Source organism: Nocardia sp. IFM 10818 (assembly GCF_054655275.1).
Genome location: NZ_BAAHJH010000001.1, coordinates 7,262,305 through 7,286,691 on the forward strand (window position 1 = coordinate 7,262,305; position 24,387 = coordinate 7,286,691).

Genomic DNA, 24,387 nt, shown 5'->3' on the forward strand with positions numbered 1-24,387 from the left:
CGCCCAGGGTCCCTACCCCCGGTAGGAGAAGGATGACATCGGGCGGGGCGGCCGGGGCGCGGTCGCCGCTCTTCCTCGCGTGTCCGCGCCGTGTGTGATAGGTCTGTCGAATTCTTCCGAATTCTCCCCGGCCTCTTCTTTTCATTTTTCGGCTCATGCCTCGTCGGTCGGTCGCTGCTCATGCCGGCCGAGGGTTGCATTTCATTCCTTGCTTGCCCGGTTCAAGGTCCTGACCTGCGGAGATTGGTCGAAAAAAGTTGTCGCGATCGGTTGAATTTCGCGGTCGAGTCGAGCTAGCTTCGAATGGCACCCCGGGGAAATCGTCACCCCGATCCAATTCGAATCACGGCCCCGCCCGCACTATGCGACGATCCGAATGTGTAGCGGACGCGAACGGAATTCGATCATTCCGAAAAGGAGTCCCGAAATGACCACGAACACCACCCCGCGATTGGGCAACGGCGAGCTGCGGCGCATGGTCGCGCAAGTATTGGCCACTAATCCCGACACCGAATACGGCCCCCGCGATATCGCGAAAATCACCGGCCGTTCATCGGGCGCGATCGGCAACGCCCTCGAGGTGTTGGTACGCGACGGCAACGCCGTACAGACCCAAGCCGCGCCCCGCCGCTACCGCGCCACCGCCGACACTGCGCACGCCGCCACGGCCACCACCCCGGCCCCGGCCACCGCGCCCCGCCGCCGCCCGACGCCCGCACGGGCCGCCGCCGTCGCGGTGCCCCGCCCGGCCACCACGGCCGGGGCCACACGCCGCCGGTTCGGCGCACCCGCCCGCCGCGCCGTGGCCGCCATGCGGCGCGCCCCCGCCCTGGCCGCCGCGAAAGCCACCATGACGCACACCGTCTTCGCGTTGGTGATCACCGCCGCCGCCCTGGTGTTCATCACCGCCGCCGCCGTGCGCGCCGCCGCCCGTGTCTTCGCCGCCGCGAAGGCCGCCGCGTCGCAAACCACGGCCCCGGCCGTGCCTGTCAGCCCGGCCCTGCCCGCGCCGACCGCCGAGCCCGCCGCGATCGAACCCGCGCCCCGTGTGATCACACCCGCCTCCGCCGACATCCCCGCCCCGGCCCCCATCCGGGCACAGGACGCGGCCCCCATCGACACCCCCACGCCCGTCGCCGAACCCACCACCGGCAAGCCCAAGGCCGCCGCCACCCGCAAGAAGGCGGCCCCGGCCGACGCACCCACGACGGCGCGACCGCCCGCCAAGCGTGCCGCCGCCAAGACCGCCACCGACAAGGCCAACGGCACGGGTAAGGCCCCCACCCCCACCAAGACCACAGGTGCGGGCAAGACCAAGGCTCCGGCAACCGACAAGGCCAAGCCCGCCGCCAAGAAGGCGAAGGCGACGGACACCCCCGCCTCCGCCGCCCCCGCACGGGCGCGCCGCACCCGCACCCCGAACACCGCCGCCGCCTGACCCTTCCCCCGGTGGGCGCGCCACCGCGCGCCCACCGGAGACACCCGAAATATCTACCGGCACAACCGAACCGAGGAGATCGCCATGACCGACCGAACTCCCGCTCCCGGACACCCCGCCTCGTCCACGCATCCCGCGCGCGGTGTCGTGATGAAGGACAACGCGACCCATGACGCCGAGGGCGCGATCAAACCCGACGCGATCTTGTCGGGGAACGCCTACGTGCTGGTACGGCTGCGCGATGCCCCGGACGCACCGAGCCGGGTATTGGCGAAGAACCCCGTCACCTGTAACCACGGCGTCACCATGTGCGCCTCGTGCGCCGCGCAATGGGAATGGGATCACCTCGTGTTCTACGACCGGACCGGCGGCGGCCGTCGATTGGCCGCAGCGATGGCCAACGCCGCGCACCCGTGAGCACCGGCGGGCGGCGGGTACCCGCGCACGGGCACCCGCCATCCCGACCCCGCCCGCCCCATTCCCGGCGGGCGTCCCGACCACCGCAAAACCCTTGGGAGGTAACCGAAATGACCGACATCGAGACATCCGCCACCGCCGCGACCGGACACCCCGAACCCGCCGATCCCGTGTTCGGTGTCGCGTGCCCGATCCGCGCCGGGGACCCGGTGACCTGGAGCACGAACCCGGCCCTACACGGGCGGGTGGTGTGTGTGGACAGCGAAGACGGGATCGCGGCGTGCGTCGTGGAATGGGCCGGGCGGCACACCCGCTGGGTGGTCTCGCCGTGGCGTCTCACACCCGCCGCTCCCGGTGGCGACTACGACGCGCGCATGGCGGCCTTCGTTGCCGCGCAACGCGATACGGCGACCCGCACCCTGTCCGAGCGCCGCCGCGTCACCCGCGACCACGCGCTCGCGTTGGCCGCGCGGTTGCAGGAGATCGCCACCGAGATCGGGTTCGGGCGCGTCCCGACCGACGTGCCGCACCCCGACGAATTGCACGAACTCGACACCGCGCGACGCGCACTGGCCGACTTCGGCGAGTTGGTCGTCACGGTCGGCTTACTGCCCGACACCGCCACCACCCCCACCGAATAGCCCCGACCTTTTCGATCACACCCATTGGAATAAGTAGGAGGTTCGTGTCATGGCTCGATACGAGATCGGCACCCCGGTGCCCGCCGACGCGCTGCGGATCGGTGACCGGTTCGGCGACGAGTACATCACCAACATTCGCCCGCAGTACGACCCCGACAACGCCGACCACCTCGAGGGCTACATCGTCACCTTCACCGACGACACCCGCCTCTATGCCGACACCGGCGAAGTCGTGGTCGCGCCGCACCATCACGCGATCGAGGTCACCGTCGGGGAGGGCGGGCTGGCGGTGGTGTTCACCTGCCTGGCTCACGGTGTCAGCGACTGCCGCCGCGTGTGCGGCCTGTGCGGCAGCGCCCGCGCCTGCTATTGCCCCGCCACCCCCACCGATGGCGGGTGCTGCCGCGCCGCCGAACGGTTCGACGCCATGCCCGCCGACACGGTCCTGCGCGCCTACGACGGCCCCACCGTGCCATTGCGCAGCGGCCCGGTCACGGTGATCGATACCCGGTGCGGCTACCGCTGGCGATACCCCGCCGAATCATCCGACGCCCCAGCCGCCGAAAACCCTGCCGCACCAACGCAATAGCACTACCTGCCCACCGATCCAGCCGAGGCGCAGGCGGAGTTGCACCCGCGCCCCGGCCCCCCGGACCACCCCCAATTGAGGAGCCCCCCATGATGAAGCCACCCGCGATCTACGAGGCCCGCAACCTCACGACCCGCGACCACTACGCGGTCTTTCAGCGCAACGCCGACGGCCTCTATCCCGTGGTGCACGTCTCCGGCACGATGCAGACCCCGAGGCTGGCGCTGCTGACCGAGGACGAGTTGCCTGCCTACAGTTTCGGCGCGGTCCGCGTCGTGGTCGGCACCGCGCCCGGCAGCCTGGAAATCCTGAACGGCGGCGTGACGGGCGCACTGCGCGACGCCATGCCCTGCGGTCACGAACCCGAGATCGGCATGTAGGCACCGGTACAGGTCACCCGCCCCGGCGGGTGACCTGGGCCGAACCCGAATCGAAACGGTGCGGCGGGCGTGACAGCGAATATCACACCCGCCGCACCGTTTTCGTGTCTGTAGGGCCATTCCCGGTGGTCCGGGCGTCGGGGGCACCCCGGCCCGGTTCGACGGCCCGGCGGGCCGCCGATCGCGCGTACGGTCCGCGCCCCCGGGCGCGTCCGCCGCACATTCCGACCGATGCCGTTCCCGCGAACTACGACCTTCCCCGACCGTATTCGGGGTGTTTCGCACGGCGACCGTTGCCGGAATCAGCTTGCGTCTATGACCTCGTCCAATGCCGCGCGTGCCGCGTCGATGAACTCGCGGTGCGCGACCAAGTAGGTGAGTCCGGTCGCTTCGGCTGTGCCGGCCCGCTGATGAGCATCGTCGGACGAGGCTGCTTGTGCTTGCCCGAAGGCTTGTACTTCCCGGATCAGAACGCCTTGGACCTCAATCAGTTTGGAGGCGGCCTCGGCCACCGCGGTCGGCCCTTCGAGTAAGACTCTGTTGCCGCGTTGTTCGGCATCCTTGAACAGCTGCCGGATTTCGGCGACTCGGACCTCCTGGGCGGGTATCGGATCGGCGGCGGCGCGACGATCGCGAAAGTATTGCTGATTGGCCCGGTCGGCGGCGGCGAGGGCCTCGAGGAAGTCAAGGTAGGCAGACTGGCGGCGCTCGCGGCGCCACCGCAGATGTTCAACTCGCACTTCGAGAATCTGATTGCCGCGGTGAGTCAACTCTTGCCGCGCCTGCTGCCGTTCCAACGCGGCCTGTCGACGGTTCTCGGTATGGGCTGAGATGATGGCCGTGAGCGAGGCTCCGAGCGCGGTACCCACTACGCCGACGACTGCAACGAGGACGCTGATCATGACCCCTAAGCATGCCAAACTCCCTTGCGGCGCAGGGGAAATCGCCGACATGGTTCGAGTCTGCCGAACCTCAGTAATGTACTGACGCTTCCTGCATCATGCTCGCCGCCGAGGCGGCCGGTCGGCGGTCTGCGGTGTTGTTGTCGGCCACGGCAGGACGGTCAATTCGGGCCAATGAGCAAGCCAGCGGCTCGCCTTGGCTTCATACACAGCCTGCGGTGCGAGGACCGGGTTCGGGCGGACGACGAGGTTGAAGACATCCGAAAACCCGTGCGGGGCGTACACGCGCCACCGCCCACCCGGTTCGACACGAACGCCCAGGCTGCAGGTGGTGGCAGCGAAAGAGTCGATCGCATCCTCGGTACAGGTGTAGGCAGGGCAGGGTAAGCCGAACTTGCTCTCGTACCAGAGATGCACGCGCGCCTCATTGCGGACTTCTACCTCGGCCGGCAGGTCGGCGAAGACGGACCTCGCCGACCGGATTACCGCGTCCTCGGCTTCCCACGACAGGTCGGTGCCGTCGAAGTAGAACAGGTCATAGTCCTTGATACCGCTGCCGGGAGCCCGGCGGGTAACGGTGTTCCAGATCGTCTGGACTACGCAACCTGCTGTCAGGTACCAACCGGGCAGCGCCAGCGCCGCCGACCGCGCCAGGACCTCCATCAGAACCTCGGTGCGCGCGAGCGCCTCTCGAAAGACGCCCAGCTGTTCTTCGACGGGCAGTTGACCGACCACCACCCAGATCTACCACCACCGTGTGACACATCCGACGACTTCAACCACCACGCCGATCCCGATCGGCTAGTGCATGTTCAAGGGTCAGCGATCCGGCGGGATCAGGGACGACGAATGAGGTGTCGGCGCGGACGGCCAACGCCGCAAGGGTATCGGGCACCCTGCCGATCGGTTGCTCCCATTGGGAGGATCGGACGAAGCGGGTCAGGTCCTGCTCTCCCTCAACGATTTCCGCCGCTCCAACGACACGGATATTGCCGTCCACATGGGCCAGGCCAGCCAGCGCAGTGGCTTCGGCTTCCGATGCTTTCGGGTCCAACCGACAGCGATCCACACCACCAGAACCGGTGCGATCAGCAGGATGCCGAACATTCACCGAACGGCGGCGGAAACAGAGGTTGTTAGCGGCAATGAGCTGGCTGTCTGCCAAGCCGCGAAAACGTAGGCTAGCCGAAGAACCCAACTCAGAACGTATACGCGAAGTATCGGGTGGTTGGTTCGAAACGAAGTCCACCGATTGAATGAGCAGAACCCAGCCACGCTCGTGGCCACCGCGCTCAACGCCGTGTTGACCCCAAATATCCACAACGGGTTGGAGGTCAGCACTTTCCCGTGATGGAAGTAGGCCACGCCGAAGACCACGGTAGTTGCGACGGCGGCGGTGAATGCGACCACCAACAGGAAGCGGCCGACCATGCCGCCGAGCCTTGCTGGGCCAGACGGCGCTGGAGGGTGCGCTACGCGGAACTCCACCGGCAGGAGGTGTCGCCGGGCCGCCAGCTTCGCCAGTTCGTTGCGGGCCTGGCCACGATCCATCTCCCGTTCGGCCGCGTTGCTCGCAGCTTGAACGATGCTGATCATCAGCCCAACGCACAGCAACGCGCCGCCATCGGCGAAAGCCGAAATGAGCGAGGTGCTCTTGACGGTAGGGCCGAGCCACGCTGCGATTCCTGCGAGGACTGCGATCGCAGCGGCGAGCATCGCCACGTTCGAAAGCCAGTTCCGCCACTCGCTGACCGCGACTTGATCGCGCACGTCCGCGACGGACTGGGGGATGGCCAGCGCCACATTGATTGTCGCGTTCAACCCGAGCATCGCCAACACGACGGCCAGCGCCTGCTCTGCGGTAATCCGCCCAACGAGGACGTCGCGCAGCTGCGGCATCCATGTTCCGAAATCGAGAGGCTCGACACCCTGGCGTCGAGCATCGGGCAGTGAAAGCCAAGCCATGTACGCGAAGTAGCCGATGAGGACCACGACGACAATCACCAGGGAGGCGAGTCGCCGACGCACATCCTTCCGAACCTGACGCCTGATCTCAAACAACTGCTCGACATTCATCGGCTGCCCGGCGTGCCCATTCGTTGGTTGCGTGTGCTGTGACGTGCTGGTGCTCGACAACGGCGTTCCCCCTGGCTCCCGCATCCAGCTGGCTATCGGCTGCGCTACAGCTGGCTTCAGACATGCTAGTGCCTCGTCCGAATAGGTTGTTGCGGTAACCGGGTGTCGGCTTGCTCGCGGGGGGCACTGCTGTTGATGCTGCCCCCTGATGCTGCGCGTGTTACACGCCTCGCAGCCCCGTAGTTGGGAATTCAGTTGCGCCGCAACAATATCCCGTACCAGCCGCATGATGCGCGGTTCGGACTACCGATGCTCAGGTAGTCCGAACCGCATCGGTTTCAGTTGCTTCTACATTACTGGCGCACTGCCCTTATTCTCGTCGTGCGCTATTCGGCTCGGCGTAGCTGCGAGCGTGGTCCGAACCTGGCCGGTGAATCTGCCCTCTCGGCACAGCGTCCGTCCGGGATCGCGCGCTAGCTTCAGTCGACTAGAGTGCTCTAAGAAGCCGAATTCCGTGCAGTCCAAAGGTCCGATCGCGCAGTGCTGGCTGGCACTACGGAAACGAAGTGTGTGAGAAGGCTGCGGCCGGTTGATGTACCGGGGCGATCATCGAGCGGTGTGCTCCGGCCCCTTGTAGCCGATACAGACACAGTACGGTGACGGTTGCAAGGAACAGCAGAAGGAGCCGATGGCGAGTGAATGCCCAGCCGAGCGAGCAGGCCGACCGATCACCCGCGGACAGCTTCACGATGAATCCCCAAGGCGCCCCCGGGCGGGGGTGGCAGTGGTTCCAGAAAATCCTGCGGGTGCTGCATGTCTTGGCGCCGTCTGCCTGGTAGTTGGCGCAGGAGTGTGCTCAGCGTAGCTGGGACGGCGAGAACGGCTGCGGCGCAAACGTACGCCACTGCCGCATAGTGCGCGGCTTCGGACCAACCAAATGACAGTCGGTCCGAAGCCGCGTCTCCGGTGTTCCGCCTATTTCACTCGGTGCGGTCGATCTGGATGGTGATCCAGTCGAGAACGGTGGGCAGGAAGGTGGTGTAGCCGGTCTGGTGGATTCCGGAGGTGTAGAACTGTGCTGCGTCAGCGCCCTGGCGTGCCAGATCCGAGAGCATGTTGCTGGTGTCGGGGTTGTTGGTCAGTGACGAGGCCAGGGACGAGCCCGAGCTGCTGGTGCCGGTGAGTGCGGCGGCGGCGGTGGCGGCGAGGTCGGCGGCTACGGGCACCATGCCGACGAGTTCGATTCCCGCGCCGAGGATGTCACCGGTGGCGAGTTTCTCGGTGGCTCGCCAGGCGATTTCTTGCGCGGTGCCGATGTCGGTGGCGACGCGGGCCAGGTCGGTGCGTGCCAGGATGGCGACGATTTGTGCCGCGATGGCGGTGGTGCCGGAGGTGTCCATCGGGGCGGCCAGCTCCAGGGCGTGGGCGACCAGTGCGAGGTCGGCCTTGTCGGCGAGTTGTACGAGAGGGCTGAAAGCCTGGTTGATCGCGCCGGAGAGTCGGTGTGCCTCGGGGATATTGCCGGCCAGGACCGCTCCGGGCAGTGCCGCGAGGTCATTCAGCAGAGTCGGGACGCCAGAGGCGAACGAGGCCAGCCCGCTGGCCACGAGGACGACCTGCTGGGCGACACTGCCGGCATCGATCTCGCCGCCGGACGAGGTGGTGCTCACCGCGGCCGAGGTGTCGCTGCCTTCGCCGGTGAAGGCCCGTCCGAGCGCGGTCCATGCCGGCGAGGACTCTTGCGAGGTCGCGCAGTACAGATCCCCGGAAGCGCAGACGGTGCGGACTCGATTGGTGAGCGCGCCGAACCCCGCAGCGCGGGGTCCGGACACGCCCTGCCCGGCGGTGGTGGTGCCCAGTTGCGGGGTAGCGGCGTCGCGGCGTGGGTCGGCGAGCAACGCAACCGCTGCCACCCGGGAGGCCGCGATCGTGCCGGACCCGGTGCCGATGGCGGAGGCGACATCGCCTGCGACGTCGGCGCCCTGGGAGTAGCCGGTCAACACAACCCTTGTCTGGGAACATAGTCCGCCGACCAGATCCGAGAGCGCGTGCACGCCTGCGGTTTCCGAGCTCGCGTAGGGGGCTGCGGCGGCGGGGTAGGGCAGATAGCGGATGTCGATGTCGCCGCCGTAGCGGGCGGCCAGGCCGTTGCCGAGGGGGGCCAGTAGGCCGACCGGTTGGGCGGGGTTGGCGGTGGCGTTGGTTTCGCCGGTGCCGGGGACCAGGATCGCGGTGACTGGTGCGCATGCCGGGGCGGCGGTGGCGGTGCCGGTCGCGATCGCGGCGGCGGTCACGGTGGCCGCTAGCAGGGCCGTGACGGTGGTGGCGGCGGTGATTCGGGCCGGTGCCCGCCCGCGACGGCGGGGTGGTGTGGCGGGGCGGTAGGAGCGGGTGCGGTGGGTACGCATGGGGTTTGCCTCCGGAGAAGTCGAACCGTGCGCGGGGCCGGATGGCCCTCGCGCACGGAAGTGGCTTCTGCGGGGGTGTTTTTCGACATCGGAAAGCAAAGTATTTTCGCGGCACCGACGCGCGTGTGCCGGGGGGTGGACGAGCGGGTGCCCGGTGGCTCGGAACGCGGGGTCCGGGACACCGGGCACCAGGAGGGTGCGGCGCGGCTAGTTCTCCTGGTCGGCCGTCTGCTCGGCTTCCTGTTCGGCCTTCTTGTCGGGGTGGAGCTTGAACTTGTGGGGGCGTTCGCAGGTCTCGACCGCGACGCCCTTGCCGACCAGGGCGAACAGGGCGTTGACGATCGCGCCGGAGGAGCGGTTGAGCTCCTTGGAGATTTGCCCGGGGGTGGCTTCCTGGTCGGGGTGCTCGCGCAGCCAGTCCTCGACCAATCCACGCAGCGCGCCGGGCTGAGAGCCTTGGGGTTTGGGCATTTTTCGCCCGCAGGTCGGGCACAACCCGGGCGTGGGCGCGGCGGCGTCACCGGCCTGGGCTGCCTCGTCGACCGGTTGCTCGTCGGTCTGCTCGGGCGCGGCGTCCGCCGAGACGGCGTCGGGTTCGAGATCCGCGGCCGGGTCGGCCTCGGGGTCGGCTGTGGTCTCGGTGTCGGCGGCGGCCGGTGCGGCTTCCTCCACAGCTGCGGACTCCGCTGCGACAGAGTCGGTTTCGACCGTCGATTCGGCCGCTTCGGTGTCGGCGATCTTCCACCGGAATGTGGAATCGGTGCCGGTGTTGTCGCGGGTGACGAGTCCGTCGGCAGCCCATCCGGCGAGGATCTTGCGGGCGCTGGACTTGGCGACCGCGCTGGCCTGGGCGAGCTCGTTGGTGGTGGAGTTCGGGTTCGCTTCCAGCGCGGACCACAGCGCGTCTTCGGACGTGGTGCGGGCGGTGGTCGCGGGCGTTGCGGTGGTGTCGGTGGGCATGACGCTCCCTTTCGAAATTGGTTTCGCAATCGGAAAATCGGGTGTCATGTCCCGGCCGGGACGTATCACTCCGCCCGGTGCGCTGCCGGGGTGCGCGGGTGACACGACCATGGACGCTCCGTACATGCGGTGATGTCAAGCGGAATTGGAAACAAGACGGTTGTACGGGATTGCAGCGCAGCGTATTCGGGGTATTTCGGTCCGGTGGCCACCGGACCGGAGCGGGTGAATTGATCGCCGAATGGGTTTCGGTGGTGATTGCGCGCCGGAATCGAATTGCGAGCGGGTGCGGTGTCGCCGAATCGGTGTGGTGTATTGCGTCGGGGCACGCTCACTCGGGGCGCTGGCGGCGTTCCCAGGGAAGTCGTTCGCAGAACAGGTGATCGGCTCGCCATTGCTCGGCGCATTCGGGGCAGAGGGTGTCCTCGTGGGTGCAGGTTCTGGGGGTGGCGAGGGGTATCTCGACTTGTTCGAGGCAGGGGGTGAACATTCGGCTGCCTGGTGTGAGGTAGCTGAAGTCCGCGAGTGCGCTGAGGGTCTTGCGTATGCGTTTCGCCATCGGTCGAGACCTTTCGAAGAAGATTGGTCGCGTAGGGAATTCACGGGGTGGTATCGGCAGGGGTCGCGCTGGTTACCGACAGCGGCGAGGTCGCGCCGAAGTAGTCGTCACCCTCGTAATGCAGGTCTTGGATCCGCACGGGGACACCGAAGGTCGGGGCGTTGACGATCTTCCCGCCTCCCAGGTACAGCCCGACGTGGTGAATATTGCTTTCGGTGCCGTAGTAGACGAGATCGCCTGGACGTAAGGCACTTTCGGATATCACCGGTCCGGCGTGGTATTGCTCGGCAGCGGTGCGGGGCAGGGTGATTCCGGTGGCGGCGTAGGCGGCTTTGGTCAAGCCTGAGCAGTCCCAGCCGCCGTTGACCTGCGGGCCGTCGCCACCCCAGACGTAGGGCTGGCCGAGTTGGGCGCACGCGAACGCGAGGACGACCGAGGCGCGGTCGTTGCCTTGTACAGTGGCGCAATCGCCTGTGCCGGTAGGGGTTTGGGTGCGGTACGCGGCGGCTTGGTCGAGGACCTGGGCGACGTACCAGTCGGCGTGGTTGTAGGCGAAGATCGCCGAGTACAGGTCTTCGGGTGCGCCGGAGTCGCACAGGTAGTAAGCGGCGGCATACACCGCGTCGACGGGGTTGTAGCGCGAGGGCGGACTCGCCCCGTCGGCCGGCATCGGGTGGCGCGAGACCACGGAATCGAAAGTGGGAGCCAGGAATTGCATCGGACCGCCAGCTCCGGCGAAGTTCTCCCCGGAACTGACACCGGGCAGGGTGGAGCGGCCGTGGTCGGTCTCGATCTTGCCGATTCCGGCGAGCACACTCCAGTCCAAACCGGGACACGCGGTGGCTCCGCGCTGGTAGAGCACCAGCATGCTGGCGGGGATGTCGGAGACAGCCTCGGGGCTCGGTGCGCTCCCGGTACCCGAACGCGGGGCGGTGACGGTGGCGTGGTCGGCCACCACGACGGTCGTGACCACCGCCGCGATTACGACCGAAGCGAACACCATGCTCACCCCGCCCGCGGCGAGCACCTTGGTCCACATCACCGATCACCCGCCTGTGCTGGTGGCAGCGGTGGCGGCGGGGACAGCACCGCGTGACGGCTCGCCGGTGGGGTCGGCACGGTCGCGGGGGCGGGGGTGACACGCGGCCAGCTCGCGGTGAGCCGATCCAAACTCACACGCTCACCTCCCGTGGCATTCAGCGGCAGCCAGACCCTCTGTGCAGGGTTCGAACGGGCGGGGTCGAGAAGATCGGCAGCGGCGGTGGCGACCGGTACCGCATCGGGGTCGGCCAGCCCGGCCCAGGTGTCGTGCAACGCTTTTCGCGCACCAACCTCCCGGGCAGTGGTGGGCAGCCACAGCAGAACGGGGGTGACGACCGCGCTGGTGCGGGCGAGTTCGGCGTAGCCGTGCAGTTTCGCCGCGACCGTGGACAGTGCCATGGTGCCGAGGTCGTATTCGAGGAAGAAGTCGAGAGCGGTCCCGCCGCGGGCGTAGCGGCCGTACCCGTCGGGGCGGGCCAGATCACCCCAGAGGGCGCGGCAGCGGTGCTCGGACCACCATGCCAGCAGGGCCGCGCCGTTGGTGCCGGAGGTGGTGGCGAGGGTGGTGAACCATTCGACGACGCCGAGGGTGTGGGCCAGGTGCAGGCTGTGGGCGATCGCGAGCGCCCGATAGGGCCGGTATCCGATGTCGTGGACCTCCACCCCGGCCTCGGCCGCCAGGACGGCGGCACCGGCGGGGCCGAGGACCCAGTGGGCGGGGGCGCTGCCGCTTGTGCGCAGGGGCCGGAACTTCTCGAGCGCGCCGTAGCGGTGCAGTTGGGCCAGGCGGCGGCGCGCGAAGCCGATCGAGGAGAACGCCAGCGCGGTGAACTGGCCGGTGGTCAGCACACGATGTTCGTGGCACATGCGCAGCATCCAGCGGTCACGTTCGGTCAACCGCTCGGCGAGCTGAGCATGCGCCAGTGCCCGCGACGGGTTGCGTAGTGATGGCTGGTAAGTCGGGTCGGGAATCATCACGGAGCTCCTGGAGAGTCGGCGAAAGAGGTTGTGGCGCAGTCGGTTCGAGAGCATGTGCGCAGTAGCGTGGTTACGACAGACGCGGATCGCATTCCGGTGGTGAGGAATCGGTCGGCTTGGTAACCGGACCTGCAGGCGGGGTGGACTTCTCGAGGACCGTATGGGTGGCGGTGCGGATCTCGCGGGCGCGCCCGGGAACGGGGTCGGGCAAGGCGCGGGTGGTGAAGGTGAACGGTGGGCTCTGTTGCCCACGCACGAGCAGCCGAGCGGCGGCATGGTGGGCGTCGAGGTGGGTCAGGTCGTGTTCACCGAGCACGGGACTGGTGTGCCGCGCCAGGTCACGGGCATCTTCGGGGGAGGCGGAGAAGATAATTTTGTTTCTCGCGTTGGCGGAGATGCCTTCGCGCAGCTCGCGCGGGAGCTGGCCGAGGTTCTGATGCGCCAGCACGAGGGACAGGTGCAGGCCGCGGGCTTCGGCGAGCATGTCCTCGATCGAGGTCGCCATGTGCAGGAAGTTCTGTGCCTCATCCAAGACCAGCGACGCGTCGGGGCGAGCCGACGGGGTGAGGCTGGCGCGGGCGGTGGTGGCCTGCCAGGTGCGGGCCACCAGCAGCGACCCGACCAGGCGCGTAGTTTCCTCGCCTAGGACGCCCTTGGGTAGACGGGCTAGGCAGATGGCGCCGTGGTCGAGCACGTCGGCGAGGTCGAGGGTGGATTGGCCGGCCGCGATCGCCTCACGCACAAAAGGTCTCAGGAGGAAGGCGCGGAGCTTGTTGAGCAGAGGCGCGACGATCTGTGCACGCCCGGCTTCCGATAGTCCGGCATAGGAAGCCCAGAATCCGCGCAATACCGGATCGGTGACCTCGCGGGCGATCCGCTCGAGGTTGGCTTCCCCGGTCAGCAGCTTCACCAGGTCCACCAAGGTGGGGGTGCCGGGCCGCACGCACAGAGTCCGCAAGGACGCGCGCAGGACGTCGTCCGTTCTCGGCCCCCACCAGCGGGCGTAGATGCGGGAGAAGATCGCCACCAGGTTCTCCACCGCCAAATCCAAGCCCTCGGCGGTGGCGTCGAGCGGATTGATGCACGGCGGACGACGTTTCGAGTCGGCGTCGAAGAGCACCACTTTGTCCGCAAGGCGGCGCGGCAGCCGGATCAGAACGTCAGTGATGAGGTCGCCTTTGGGATCGATCACCACCTGCCCGCGTCCGGCCTCGGCGTCATCGAGGATCAGATGCGCGAGCAGGGTGGATTTGCCGACACCGGTCGCGCCGATGACCTGCAGGTGATGGCGGGCGTCGGCCACCGGCAGCGCCACTGGGCGGCCGGTGCCGGTATCGGCGACACCGAGCAGCTTGGTGTGCGCGCCACCAGCCGGGATCGCGACCGACGGGGCCACGGCGGCAGCACCCGCGCGCTCCAGGCCCGGCACCGACGCATCGAAGGGAAGATGCGCGATCCCCGCCAATTCCGGCACCGACAACAGGTCTCCGCGCCCGAGCCACCGCCCGAACAACGCGGGAGCCAGGCGCAGGTGATAGCGGCGGCGGTAATAGTTGTGATCGGCACACGCCCCGAACACCGCCGCCATCGCGTGTGCACGGCCTCGTGCGACCACCGTTGCCGCCGAGAATGATTCGCGGTTGGCGTGCGCGGGCACGGTGACGGCGGCGGCGTAGCGGATGAGCGTTTCGTAGTGTCCGCCACGGACTTTGGTGATCGTCGCTCGTGCGTGCGCGGTGTCCTCCATACGCGCATGGCGATCGTCAGACGCCTCGCCCGGGTATCGGGATCGGCGCGTGCCCACACCAGGGGTGAGGAAATCGAGCGCCTCGCGCAACACACCTCGCACCACCCGCGCCGCGAAGGCGGCGACTCCGGTCCGGCCACCGGTCAGCGCGCGCCGCACTCGCCCGCCGGTGACGGGCCGCGCCAGGATCTGCACGCAGACCGATTGGCCGGGATCGAGATCGGCGGCGGCGGTGAGCAATTCGCGTGCGATGTCCCCGCCGTCGTAGTCGCTGCGGATGGGCAACCCCTCGGGGCGCCCCAGCCGGAGTTTGCCCCCGACAAGGACCCACACGAACCCGGCGGCCGGAATGGACAACGGCAGGTCGGCGACCTCGCGAGTGTCGGTGCGAGCGCCCGGCCACGCCGAGGCGACGGCGCGCTCGATCAGGCCCGGCGGGATCGCGGCGGGCACCCACAGGCTGAGCGTGACTCCCTCGCCGCCGGTGATCTGGTATTCGAAGCTCAGATGCGGTTGCCCGCACAGCAGCCGCTTCCAGCGTGGGCGCAACAGGCCGACCAGATGCGCCCACAACACTCCGGCCGCCTCCGGGGACACCAACGGCGGGCACAGGATCCGCACCTGCCGCGCACCGGTTGCAAGGCGTGCCCGTCGAATCCGTCGCACGCCCACGTCCGCGGCGAGAACACCGGTGACGAGCAGGCCCGCCATGATCGGGCGAGCACCCGCGAGCGGCCACTGCGCCAGCTCGCTCACCCATGCCCCTACTCGGCTCGGATCGGTGAGTATCCGCCCGAGCCAGCCGAAGTCGGGGATCGACGGATTCGACGGCGCGGACATCAGGCAGCGGCTTCCGGTTCATCGAGAACGATCACGGCGTCCTCGTCGGCATCCGCATCGGCCGGGTCGGCGTCGGGCACCGGGACCTCGGGGTCGTCACCGCCTGCGAGCACGACGCCCGTATCGCAGTCTTCGCCCAGGGCGGTCAGCTGCGGCGACGTCGTGATCAGCGAATCCTCGAGATCGGAAGCCAGCGAGGCGAATACGGTGCGGTCGATGCCCACCGCCAACAGACCGTGGCCCCGATCGGCCGAGAGCAGGAACTGCTTCTCACCGTCGGAGAGCGCGAACGCACCGGCAACCTCATCGATGGCTTGCGGGGCCTGGCGCAGCAGGATCTGAGTTGCGGCGTTGGCGACGATCGCGCGCCCCAACTCGGTGGCCAGCACGTCCGCGCAGTCCTGGGTCGCCACGGTCAAACCCGCCCAGTACTTGCGGAACGCCTTCGCCGCACGGAAGAGGAACTCCCCGCCCGCGTCCTGCTGGATCATCCACCACGCTTCGTCCACCACGACCAGGCGCGGAGCCCGAGTCGCCGGGTTCGACACCCGCCGCCACGTCACGTCCAAAGCCAGCAGTGTGCCAAGGGTTTTCAGCTCATCAGGCAACTCCCGCAGCGAGAACACCACGAGGCCGCCCTCGGGTGCGGTGGTGGTGTCGCCGTCGATCAATCCGGCGAAGGCGCCTCCGGCCACGAACGGCGAGAGTGCTTGCGCCAGTTCGATACCGATGCTGCTGCCACAGGCGCGCAGCTGCTCGGCCAGCACACTCAACGTCGGCGCCGGACGAGTCCAGGTGGTGGGGTCCTCGGTGATCCCGACAGCGGCATAGGTCGCCGTGAGCGCGGTGTCGAGCACCGCGCGCTGCGCGGGCGTCTGCTCCCCGAGAATGATCCGGATCACGGTGTGCAGGAACAGCTTCCGGCGCGTCAACGCGTCGGCGGGGGCGCTGCGGCGGCCATCGGCACGCAGGTGCAGGCCCAGGTCGAACGGGTTTAGCCGCACACCGGGCGCACCCAGAGCCAGGACGGTGCCCGAGACCGCTTCGGCCAGGCGCCGGTATTCGTCCTCGGGGTCGATGACGATGACCTCGATGCCGCGTTGCAGCGAGCGCAGCAGCTCCGATTTCACCAGGTAGCTCTTGCCCGCGCCGGAGCGGCCGAGGATCACCGCATTGTGGTTGTGGATGTTCTCCGCGAACCGATCCCAGAACACCAGCCCGGAGGCGGCGTCGCGACCGTAGAGGACGCCCTCGGGCCGATGCTCCGAGACAGGGTCGGCGACCGGCAGCTGCGGGGAGGTGAACGGGAACGCCGCCGCGAGCGCATCGGTGTCGAAGGTGCGGCCCACCTTCACCGGATCCACGCCGATCGGCAGGGTCGCCGTCCAGGCGGGCACCGCTCGATAGGTGAGGTGGCTGGTGTCGATGAGCAGGCTCGCCGCCATCGCCCGCACCGCGGCGACCTCTTCAGCCAGTTCGGTTTCGGAGTTCGCGTGCACGCTCAGATACAGGCTGACCCGAAACAAGCGGCCCTCTCCGCGGGCCACGCGCGCCGACAGATCGGCGGCGTCCTCGGCCGCGACGTCGAGCACATCATCAGCGAGCAGCCCATAGGTGGCGTTGTGACGGCGCGAGGATTCCAAGCGAGCCTGCTGGCGGCGCAACCTGTTCGCGGCGGTGGTCGGGTCGATCGGATCGATGTGCAAGGCGAGATCGACGCGGCCGGGGTGGGCCAGCAGCGGAGCGAGCCACCCGCCGGCCACCTCGCGCGGATAACCGGTGACCGCGAGCGTGCTCACCCAATCCGAGCCGACCTCGATATGACGAGCACCCACCGTCAGCGACTGCGGCGCGAACGCCGACTGCGTACCGAAGCGGATGCGACGCACCAACTTCCGGCGTGCAGGCCGCTCTTTCTCGTAGCCATGATGTGCGGCCTCGTCTCCGAGGGCTTCGACACCGTTCTCGCCGATCGGGCTGGTGTCGCTGGTGATGACGGCGTCGGGGGCGGCGATGTCGGCCGAATGCGGGACCAGGCTGCCTGGGTTGGTGGCTGAGGCCAGGATCGCGGTGGCCTGGGCGTCATCGAGGGCGGTGACGCTGATGCCGAGCGGAGCCAGCATGTCGGCGGCCTCACCGAGGCGGCGCAGCAGCCGGGTCTCGGCGGCACGGCGCGCGGCGGCCGAGACTTCCCGCGCCGCGCAGCGACGGCCCGGCAGCAGCGAACCCGCCAGCGTGCGTGCCGAGGGTCCGGCCAAACCCGGCGCGGCGGCACCGGCTCTGGACAGCGGTTCGCGCCAGACCAGCAGCACCTGCCGGTGCAGCAGATCCTCGCCGGTCGCCAGCGCGTTCAAGAACGCCGCGTGATCTCCGGTGATCTCGGCCAGCTCCGGCGACATCTCCCGAGCGGAGTCGCGCAGCGCAGTGATGCGGCCGGTCAGATCCAGGCGAGTGGCGCGGATGAGGATCTGCACCGGCTGCCGCAAGGTGTGCAGCCAGCCGCCGAGTTGAGCTACCAAGGCGGCTTGCTCGGCTGGGGTCCGCAGCGCCAGGTTCACGGTTCCGGCGAGCGCGACCGCCGCCACCCCGTCCTTGCCGAGATCGACGATCCCGACCTCGCCACTGGCGCTCATCGCTTGCGGAAGCTGCGCCGTCTGCGGTGTGATCGGTTGCTGTGCAGTGGATTTCGGCTTGTGGGTGGCGCGGGCAGTGAGCCAGCGTGGGGCCGCCGACAGCCCGTGTGGGGCGGCGACGAGGCGGTGCGGGCGCAGCCGGTGACGAATCGCGGCGACCAGCAACTGGTCACCGGACAGGCCGTCCCGGGTGGTGAGCACCAGACCGGTGACCAGCGCACCGACCGGGACGGCCCCGGCGACGAAGACCGGCGGTGCGATGACGGTGCGGGTGAGCAGCCAGGCCGCGTACAGCCCGAGGCCGGTGGCGGCGACGATAGCGAGCTGGCGGGCGGTGAACGGGCCGATCAGCTTGTCGCGGCGATCGACATCGGCGGGAATGCGTGCGGTGACAGTCATTTCGAACTCCTGGGAGTGCGGCGATTACGGCGACGGACAGGCAGATCAGGAAGAGGCAGATGCAACTGCCGCCCCGCCGAACGCGAAACCGGGGACGTCGGCGGCGGGGTCGTTCGGGCGGGCGGTGACGCCGCGGTGGTGCGGGGTGCCGGGACGCGGCGCACCTCGATCGGCAGCGGGTACTGGCCGCTGCGGGTGGGACGGTTCCCGGCGTACGGATCCGGTGCGGCAGGCATGGTGTAGTCGAAGGCCAGCTGTTTGGGCTGCGGGCCTCGCGTGCCGGGCAGCGGCCTCGGGACCGGTGGAGTCGACTGCGGCGGAGTCGGTTTCGAGACGCGCTGCACCGGAATCGGCAGCCGGTATTGGCCGTTTCTGCCCAGCTGCGGGGTGGGGCCGAGGTTGACTCCGCCGTGGAATTGCGGCAGCGGCAGCATCAGCTGCGAGCCCTGGGACGCAGCGACCGGGCCAGGCCACATGCTCGGTATCGGGGGCGGCGGTGCCGACGCGGGTGGCACACGATGCACACCCGACAGCGGGAGCATCAACTGTCCGCTACGAGTGGAACGCACATTCGCGTACGGATTTGCGGGCGGTGGGACCGGGCGAGTGGGCGGCTGAGGCTTGGCCTTGCGAGGCGACGCAGCTGCGGTCTTACCAGCGCCTTTGATCAGGCCCAACGTCTTGTACATGACGAACGCCCGCACTACCGACGACACCATGCCGTGACCGGGGCTGATCTTCAGCGCCGACATCAACCAGAACGGGGTCTTCACCAGGATCAGGCCCATAGCCAGGGCGACGATCACGTTGGTGAAACCGGTCTTGGTGGGACCGAAGAACCACCAACCATCTGGGGAGAGAAAGACTTTCAGCCCGATGATCAAGACCATCGATTGCACAACCTGGATGGCCAGGCACGCGGAGAACGCACGCCACCACCAACGCGCGATCGGCTCGGTCGCGGGCAGGGCGTAGCACATCATCGCCAAGGGCGCGGTCACGACGAGCACGACGGTGACCGCGACACGGATGACATAGGTGATCAGCAAGATCACCAGCACGATGACCAGTGCGGTGAGCAGCAAGGGGACGAACAGACTCGCCGCGGTGACGGGTCCGCCGACCTGCAGCATCGATTTGAATGCTGCGGTGGCGGTCGTGGGGTTCACGTCGTCTCCGGCGACGGCGGCGGCGAGGCTGTTGGCGAAGCGGATCGCTTGGGTGGCGATCACCATGCTCATCGCGCCTGCGAGGAACCCGGCCACCAGGCGCGGCAGGATCTCGCGCCAGCCCCATCGGGTTTGCAGAGTCTCGTGGGTCATGAGCAGGATGCCGGCGGCGATGACTACGAGCCCGTACATGGCGAGCATCAGCTGCCACGACGAGAACCACAGCACCTTGATCTGGGGCAAGGTGTCCGGCTCCGGGGTGGACAGCAGAGTTCCCGACAACCCTTCCATCAACGGGTTGAGCGCCGAATCAACCAAAGCTCGGAAGAACCCGTCGATGGCGTTGATGACGCACGCGTCGAGCTCGGTGATTCCGCACTCACTGCTCGAAGCACCGGAGCCTGTTGATCCCCCGGGAATGCCGGGCGGGCGTGTGGGCGCGGGCACCCCGGATGTCGTCGGGGTGGTCGGTACCGGTACCGGGGACGATGTTGTCGGGGTAGTGGGCGCGGGTACGGTCGGCGCGGGAGGGGTGGTGGGTTGGGCCGCGCCGATTCCGCTGCCCCACACCGTGATTGCCGCCAGAACGGCCATCACGAGCAGCGCACGCCGGGCGAGCGACGGGCCGGAGCGGTTCGCGGGGGCCATCTCAGCCGCCCACGATCTGCTTGAGCACCGCGACGACCAGAGGAGCCAGCATCGCCAGCGCATACCCGATGCAGGCGGCCTTGAGCGCGACCTTGGCGCGCTCGACCTCGCCGGGGTCACCGGAACAGATCAGGTAGCGGGTGCCGCCGATGGTCAGACAGACCGTGGCGATCGTTGCGAGGATCCCGATCAGCCAGTTCCGCAGATTGTCGAGGACCTCTTGGAACGTCTGGGCAACCGCGAGTACCGAGACCGGCTGCGCGGCAGCCGATCCGGATGCGTATGCCATCGCGCATCCGAACGCGAGAGCACACACCACAATGCGGGCAAGGCGCGTGCGAGACCGGACGGAACGAGCCCTGCCGTCCAGCAGCACGAAGCGGGAAGAAGATCGGGTTACGCGCATCGGCGGTTCACCTCCACAGGAGCCGGGCGTGCGGGGAGCCTCGTGGTCCTCGCGTTCCGGGTAGTTGCATCGACCACGCCCGTTTGCGACACCGACCCGAGATCGGTCTGCGCTCCACCGCCCGTACGAGCGCGCGACATCGTGTCCACCACGTGCCGCTCGACCACGCTCAACGAATCGTCGTGCTGGTCGGCCAGCCGCTGGCGCAGCCAGGTCGCCAGGTGCGCTTCGGCGCGGGAACGGCGCTTCTCGAGCCGCTTGTAGGGGATGTCGTACTCGGCGGCCACCGCGGTCAGCGACCGTGCCCCGAGCCGAGTTGCCGCGATCAACCCCGCGGCGTCTTCGGTGAGCACACCCTCGGCCACCGCCTGAGCCAGCAACAGCTCGGGATGACCTCGCTGCGCCGAGCCCACCAACTCCGCGCGGCGACGGAGCGGTCCCTCGTCGGCGGCGACGCCCATCGTCGGTGCCGCCGCCTTGGCTTCGCGTGTCACCCATGCACGGGCACCGACCCATGCCGCCCACCGCAGCCGGGGCCACACCCCGCGCCGGTCCAGATCCACCCGGCCCAGCGCGGCCAGGAACGCGACGAGCACCTGCGCGTCGGCATCGTGGCTGGGGCGTGGCCCGCTGACCCGCCTCGCCATGCGCGTCAGCATCGGCACCGCGAGTCCCGCGCATACCAGCGCGGCTTGGCCGCCGGAGTCCTGTCGGGCTCGGCGCACCAGCCACACCCAGACCGTGTCCACCGACTTCAACGACAAGCCGGGCTCACACAACGCCTCCCGCAACCGCCCCCAACTCGCCACCGGACCGCCCAACGCGATCACACACTCCGGCGGCAACCCAACCGGATCGGCGGAAATCGCTTCGAAAGCCGATCGCACCACCATCAGCGACGAAACAACCTTCACGCACTTGCGTGATTCAGGTATTCCATTTCGTGGTTCCATCGCCACTCATCTCCTCGTTGAGAACGAAATAAATCGACTCAGCGATGACACACGATGACCACCACCAAAAATCCACCAAAAGTACACGAGAAATCCACCAAACAACCTCCACTAAGCGCGCATAGCGCACGTGGGACGGGGCCATTCCAGCATGGAACTCAGCCCGAGAACCAGCTTCTACCAGGTGTTGTGTGTGAGCGGTAACACTAACCGGGCACTAACCACCTCAAGAGAATCCCTCGCAAATTGACGCCTGAAAAACTCGCAGAAAAAACTTTCTGAGCCCGCTTGCAATTGACTCCCAAAGGCGTGATAGGTCGCGCAAATTGCGAGAATCACGCACTCCGAGAGTCGGTATTTCGCGGGATATGGGTTGTCGCAAAACGGGGGTTTGCAAGCAACTGCGGTCACGAAAGCGCAATTCCTGTACGCCTCGAAGGAGCGTCTCTCATGACCGAAACCCAGCCCCGTCGCCGCCGCCCCGCCGCACCCTCGGCCCCGATTCCCACCAGCATCTGGAACGCCGGACCCGCGCCCTTGGCCACCACCGGTTACGGACCGTTGCCGGTGCTCGCACGCGCCATCTGCGAATTCATGGACCCGAAAGGCTTCTTCCTGCTCGCCGCGCTGACTCCACACCAGGAATCCCTCGCACCGCATGTGTTCGGACCGCTGTCAGCCGAACTGCGCCGATGCCTTCCCCGGCGCAGCCGTAAAACCGCGGCGAGCCCGCTCGTGACTCCCCGCGCCGAGGATCCCGCTGATCTGATCGTGGCCAGCCTGCTGCCCCCGATGCCCACCCCCGCCGACACCGACACACTCGCACGATTGACCTTCGGAGCAGCCGAGAAGCTTCGCGCAGGCGGAATCCTCGCGGTGATTTCCCGCCACAGCCACGACCCCCACGGCCGCCTCATCGATCCCACCGGCCCGATCGTCGCCGCAGCCCAAGCCGCCGACCTGCTCTACCTCTCCCATATCGTCGCCGTTCCACTCGACGGCGACACCATCGCCGCCCCCGAGGAATCCACCGAGTCCGCCGGCCGCCACCTCACCGCGCATCTCGACATCTCGGTGTTCCTCAACCCCGAGCTCCGCCACCCCACCGCCGCGCTTAATCAGGCCGCCTGACCATCCACCCGAGCCCCACCGACACCAGCGAGGTATCCCATGACCAATAACTCCACCACCCCCGCACCGCAGTCCACGCCCGCACCGCTATCGGTGTGGACCACCGCCCAAAAAGCCCCCGCCGCCCAACGCAAAGGCCGCTACCATCCCGACTGCACCGCCCACCCGGCGAAAATGCTGCCCGCCATCGCCGCCCACGCCATCAGCCACTACACCCAACCCGGCGACCTCGTCTTTGACCCCATGTGCGGTATCGGCACCACCCTCGTCGAAGCCCTCCACCTCGGCCGCCGCGCACTCGGCAACGAATACGAACCCCGATGGGCCGACATCGCCCGCACCAACATCGAGCTCGCCCGCACCGCAGGATTCGACCAGGACGCCACCGTCTACACCGGCGACGCCCGCAAACTCCCCTCGGTGCTCCCCGCCGAGTTCCTTGGCACCGTCGACCTGATCATCACCTCACCGCCCTACGGCGCCGCCACTCACGGCCAGGTAAAAGTCGTCCCTGGCCAAGGCGTCACCAAGACCGACTACCGGTACGGCTCCACTCTCGACCGCGGCAACCTCGCCAACGTCGGAATCGGCCGATTACTGTCCGGGTTCACCCGCATCCTCACCGCCTGCGCGACCTACCTCCGGCCCGGAGGACACATTGTCATCACCGCACGCCCCTGGCGCGAACACACCGAACTGGTCGACCTGCCCTCACACCTGCTCACCTGCGCGGCGCTGGCCGGACTCGAACCCGTCGAACGCTGCGTCGCCCTGCTCGGGCGCGTGAGCGAAAGCGACCTCATCGCCCACAGCAGCTTCTTCCAACGCGACCTGATCACCAAGAAACGCGCCGCCGACCTTCCAGTTCAGTTGATCGCCCACGAAGACGTACTCGTTCTGGAAAAGGTCGCCGGACACCGCAATACAGGGCCAATCCCATACAACTGGGCCGCCTAAGCACTACCGCGCTCCCTTCGCGGGTCGTGGCCCGGCGCGTATGCCATCGCGTCGGGCCACTGCCGTTCGCCTTGTCAGCCGTTCGGACCGGCGGGCCGCATGCGAGCACTACCGGCTGGCTGTGAATTCGCGGATTGCTTGACCGGCGGCCTGCTGCGGATCAACGACGAACAGCGACTACCTGAATGCAACGCTCCCCTGCGAGTATCACGCACTGATCAGCTGGGAAATGATGCTCGTCGGGCACCACCACGATCGCGACCCCGGCGTCGGCACCGGCGCGACGGGTCAACGCGGCGACGGTCTCATGATCGGCGGATTGCGCGAGATACGTTCCGCCCCAGGAATATCCGTACTCGGAGGCCCATGCGCGCAGCGGCCAGCCCATCTCCGCGATCGTCGCGTCCTCCGGGATTCGATGGCGATTGATATAGCCGACCGCGATCGGCGGCTTACGTTGAGGCAACATGCTATGACCGATCTATCGAATGGGGTCTTCGTCGGTTGAGCGAATTGACTTGGCAGTTAGGGCAAGTAGAGCTGAACCGCAGTCACTACCGAGCAATTCTTGCGGGGATGGTCGTCGTGGAGGGCGTACAAGATCTGCGCACGTCGGGGCGTCAAACCCAATAGCTCTACATCACAGAGGAACTCGGCCAGCGGACCGTCAGCGTGGACAAACATGTGAGAGAACGCGAGCATGGGAGCAGACATCGCAGGCTCCGTCTTTCGGTACGGGAGAAACTAGAAGTCGGTCGCACGCACAGCGGCGACCTCATGGATCGATGGCCGGGCCGCACTATTCAGCACCGACATCGGCCTCGGCCCAGCTCCACTCCGCCGTCCAGCGGCCCCTGCTACCGACGAGCGGGCGGTCTTGAGACCTTCACGTTCGAGCCGAGCGAAGATGCGCTGAACCGGCACCGCATTCTCCGGAAGCGCCGACGAGACGGGACTCAGCGGCGTATAGGACACCAGCGCCCACACCAGAGCCCCGCCCAACCCCACCCCGGACAGGAACATCACGAGCGTAATCATCACAACTCTCCTATTCGTGGAGCTACCTCTGAAAACAGAACGGACCGGCCCTGATCAGGGCCGGTCCTCACGGTGTG

Annotated in this window: 23 protein-coding genes; 7 read left to right on the top strand and 16 right to left on the bottom strand. The window is 67.8% G+C overall.

The window, feature by feature from the left end:
• Nucleotides 1–427: 427 nt before the first annotated feature.
• From ACYQ5L_RS33825 to ACYQ5L_RS33845, 5 genes are all read left to right on the top strand, one after another.
• The gene (locus ACYQ5L_RS33825) at nucleotides 428–1,438 is read left to right on the top strand and encodes a hypothetical protein (RefSeq protein WP_459962267.1); all 1,011 of its coding nucleotides are present in this window, start codon (nucleotides 428–430) and stop codon (nucleotides 1,436–1,438) included.
• A gap of 84 nt (nucleotides 1,439–1,522) precedes the next feature.
• Nucleotides 1,523–1,855 carry a hypothetical protein gene (locus ACYQ5L_RS33830; protein ID WP_459962268.1) on the top strand — a complete coding sequence of 111 codons (333 nt, stop codon included), beginning with the start codon at nucleotides 1,523–1,525 and terminating at the stop codon, nucleotides 1,853–1,855.
• A gap of 110 nt (nucleotides 1,856–1,965) precedes the next feature.
• Nucleotides 1,966–2,496, top strand: a complete 531-nt coding sequence (locus ACYQ5L_RS33835; RefSeq protein WP_459962269.1) for a hypothetical protein — start codon at nucleotides 1,966–1,968, stop codon at nucleotides 2,494–2,496.
• 49 nt (nucleotides 2,497–2,545) lie between these two features.
• Complete coding sequence (locus ACYQ5L_RS33840) at nucleotides 2,546–3,085, top strand: hypothetical protein (protein WP_459962270.1); 540 nt, start codon at nucleotides 2,546–2,548, stop codon at nucleotides 3,083–3,085.
• 89 nt (nucleotides 3,086–3,174) lie between these two features.
• Nucleotides 3,175–3,465 (top strand): hypothetical protein, encoded by a 291-nt coding sequence (locus ACYQ5L_RS33845; RefSeq protein ID WP_459962271.1) that lies wholly within the window; start codon nucleotides 3,175–3,177, stop codon nucleotides 3,463–3,465.
• Between the two features lie 302 nt (nucleotides 3,466–3,767).
• Here the strand turns inward: ACYQ5L_RS33845 and ACYQ5L_RS33850 are convergent, their stop codons facing one another.
• The 14 genes from ACYQ5L_RS33850 to ACYQ5L_RS33915 all read right to left on the bottom strand — a co-directional run bounded on the left by ACYQ5L_RS33850 (nucleotide 3,768) and on the right by ACYQ5L_RS33915 (nucleotide 21,145).
• Nucleotides 3,768–4,367 (bottom strand): hypothetical protein, encoded by a 600-nt coding sequence (locus ACYQ5L_RS33850; RefSeq protein ID WP_459962272.1) that lies wholly within the window; start codon nucleotides 4,365–4,367, stop codon nucleotides 3,768–3,770.
• A 96-nt stretch (nucleotides 4,368–4,463) separates the two neighbouring features.
• Nucleotides 4,464–5,105 (bottom strand): nucleotidyltransferase family protein, encoded by a 642-nt coding sequence (locus tag ACYQ5L_RS33855; protein ID WP_459962273.1) that lies wholly within the window; start codon nucleotides 5,103–5,105, stop codon nucleotides 4,464–4,466.
• 37 nt (nucleotides 5,106–5,142) lie between these two features.
• Complete coding sequence (locus tag ACYQ5L_RS33860) at nucleotides 5,143–5,532, bottom strand: hypothetical protein (RefSeq protein WP_459962274.1); 390 nt, start codon at nucleotides 5,530–5,532, stop codon at nucleotides 5,143–5,145.
• On the bottom strand, nucleotides 5,475–6,443 hold the full coding sequence (locus tag ACYQ5L_RS33865) for a hypothetical protein (protein ID WP_459962275.1): 969 nt from the start codon (nucleotides 6,441–6,443) through the stop codon (nucleotides 5,475–5,477). The genes ACYQ5L_RS33860 and ACYQ5L_RS33865 overlap by 58 nt, the downstream gene beginning before the upstream one ends.
• A gap of 980 nt (nucleotides 6,444–7,423) precedes the next feature.
• Nucleotides 7,424–8,851, bottom strand: a complete 1,428-nt coding sequence (locus ACYQ5L_RS33870) for a cutinase family protein (RefSeq protein ID WP_459962276.1) — start codon at nucleotides 8,849–8,851, stop codon at nucleotides 7,424–7,426.
• Between the two features lie 207 nt (nucleotides 8,852–9,058).
• Complete coding sequence (locus ACYQ5L_RS33875) at nucleotides 9,059–9,811, bottom strand: MarR family transcriptional regulator (RefSeq protein ID WP_459962277.1); 753 nt, start codon at nucleotides 9,809–9,811, stop codon at nucleotides 9,059–9,061.
• A 331-nt stretch (nucleotides 9,812–10,142) separates the two neighbouring features.
• On the bottom strand, nucleotides 10,143–10,370 hold the full coding sequence (locus ACYQ5L_RS33880) for a hypothetical protein (protein WP_459962278.1): 228 nt from the start codon (nucleotides 10,368–10,370) through the stop codon (nucleotides 10,143–10,145).
• Between the two features lie 40 nt (nucleotides 10,371–10,410).
• Nucleotides 10,411–11,409 carry a C40 family peptidase gene (locus tag ACYQ5L_RS33885; RefSeq protein WP_459963627.1) on the bottom strand — a complete coding sequence of 333 codons (999 nt, stop codon included), beginning with the start codon at nucleotides 11,407–11,409 and terminating at the stop codon, nucleotides 10,411–10,413.
• The gene (locus ACYQ5L_RS33890; RefSeq protein WP_459962279.1) at nucleotides 11,409–12,386 is read right to left on the bottom strand and encodes a replication-relaxation family protein; all 978 of its coding nucleotides are present in this window, start codon (nucleotides 12,384–12,386) and stop codon (nucleotides 11,409–11,411) included. Before ACYQ5L_RS33890 ends, ACYQ5L_RS33885 begins: the two co-directional genes overlap by 1 nt.
• Nucleotides 12,387–12,459: 73 nt before the next feature.
• Nucleotides 12,460–14,976: a TraM recognition domain-containing protein gene (locus tag ACYQ5L_RS33895; protein WP_459962280.1), complete on the bottom strand. Its 2,517-nt coding sequence runs from the start codon at nucleotides 14,974–14,976 to the stop codon at nucleotides 12,460–12,462.
• On the bottom strand, nucleotides 14,976–18,008 hold the full coding sequence (locus ACYQ5L_RS33900; RefSeq protein WP_459962281.1) for a TraG/VirB4 family ATPase: 3,033 nt from the start codon (nucleotides 18,006–18,008) through the stop codon (nucleotides 14,976–14,978). Before ACYQ5L_RS33900 ends, ACYQ5L_RS33895 begins: the two co-directional genes overlap by 1 nt.
• A complete protein-coding gene (locus ACYQ5L_RS33905) occupies nucleotides 18,005–19,825 on the bottom strand; it encodes a TrbL/VirB6 family protein (RefSeq protein ID WP_459962282.1) in 1,821 nt (606 codons plus the stop codon). Before ACYQ5L_RS33905 ends, ACYQ5L_RS33900 begins: the two co-directional genes overlap by 4 nt.
• 1 nt (nucleotide 19,826) lies before the next feature.
• A complete protein-coding gene (locus tag ACYQ5L_RS33910) occupies nucleotides 19,827–20,114 on the bottom strand; it encodes a pilin (protein ID WP_459962283.1) in 288 nt (95 codons plus the stop codon).
• A gap of 107 nt (nucleotides 20,115–20,221) precedes the next feature.
• Nucleotides 20,222–21,145, bottom strand: coding sequence for a hypothetical protein (locus ACYQ5L_RS33915; RefSeq protein WP_459962285.1), 924 nt, complete (start codon nucleotides 21,143–21,145; stop codon nucleotides 20,222–20,224).
• A gap of 489 nt (nucleotides 21,146–21,634) precedes the next feature.
• On the opposite strand from ACYQ5L_RS33915, the gene ACYQ5L_RS33920 reads away from it, so the two are divergent.
• Together ACYQ5L_RS33920 and ACYQ5L_RS33925 are read left to right on the top strand one after the other, a co-directional pair.
• Nucleotides 21,635–22,315 (top strand): hypothetical protein, encoded by a 681-nt coding sequence (locus ACYQ5L_RS33920; protein WP_459962286.1) that lies wholly within the window; start codon nucleotides 21,635–21,637, stop codon nucleotides 22,313–22,315.
• A gap of 39 nt (nucleotides 22,316–22,354) precedes the next feature.
• A complete protein-coding gene (locus ACYQ5L_RS33925) occupies nucleotides 22,355–23,272 on the top strand; it encodes a TRM11 family SAM-dependent methyltransferase (protein WP_459962287.1) in 918 nt (305 codons plus the stop codon).
• Between the two features lie 160 nt (nucleotides 23,273–23,432).
• On the opposite strand, the gene ACYQ5L_RS33930 is transcribed toward ACYQ5L_RS33925, so the two are convergent.
• Together ACYQ5L_RS33930 and ACYQ5L_RS33935 are read right to left on the bottom strand one after the other, a co-directional pair.
• Entirely contained in the window at nucleotides 23,433–23,660 is a 228-nt protein-coding gene (locus ACYQ5L_RS33930; RefSeq protein WP_459962289.1) for a hypothetical protein, read from the bottom strand.
• A gap of 356 nt (nucleotides 23,661–24,016) precedes the next feature.
• Nucleotides 24,017–24,310, bottom strand: a complete 294-nt coding sequence (locus ACYQ5L_RS33935; protein ID WP_459962290.1) for a hypothetical protein — start codon at nucleotides 24,308–24,310, stop codon at nucleotides 24,017–24,019.
• Nucleotides 24,311–24,387: the final 77 nt, after the last annotated feature.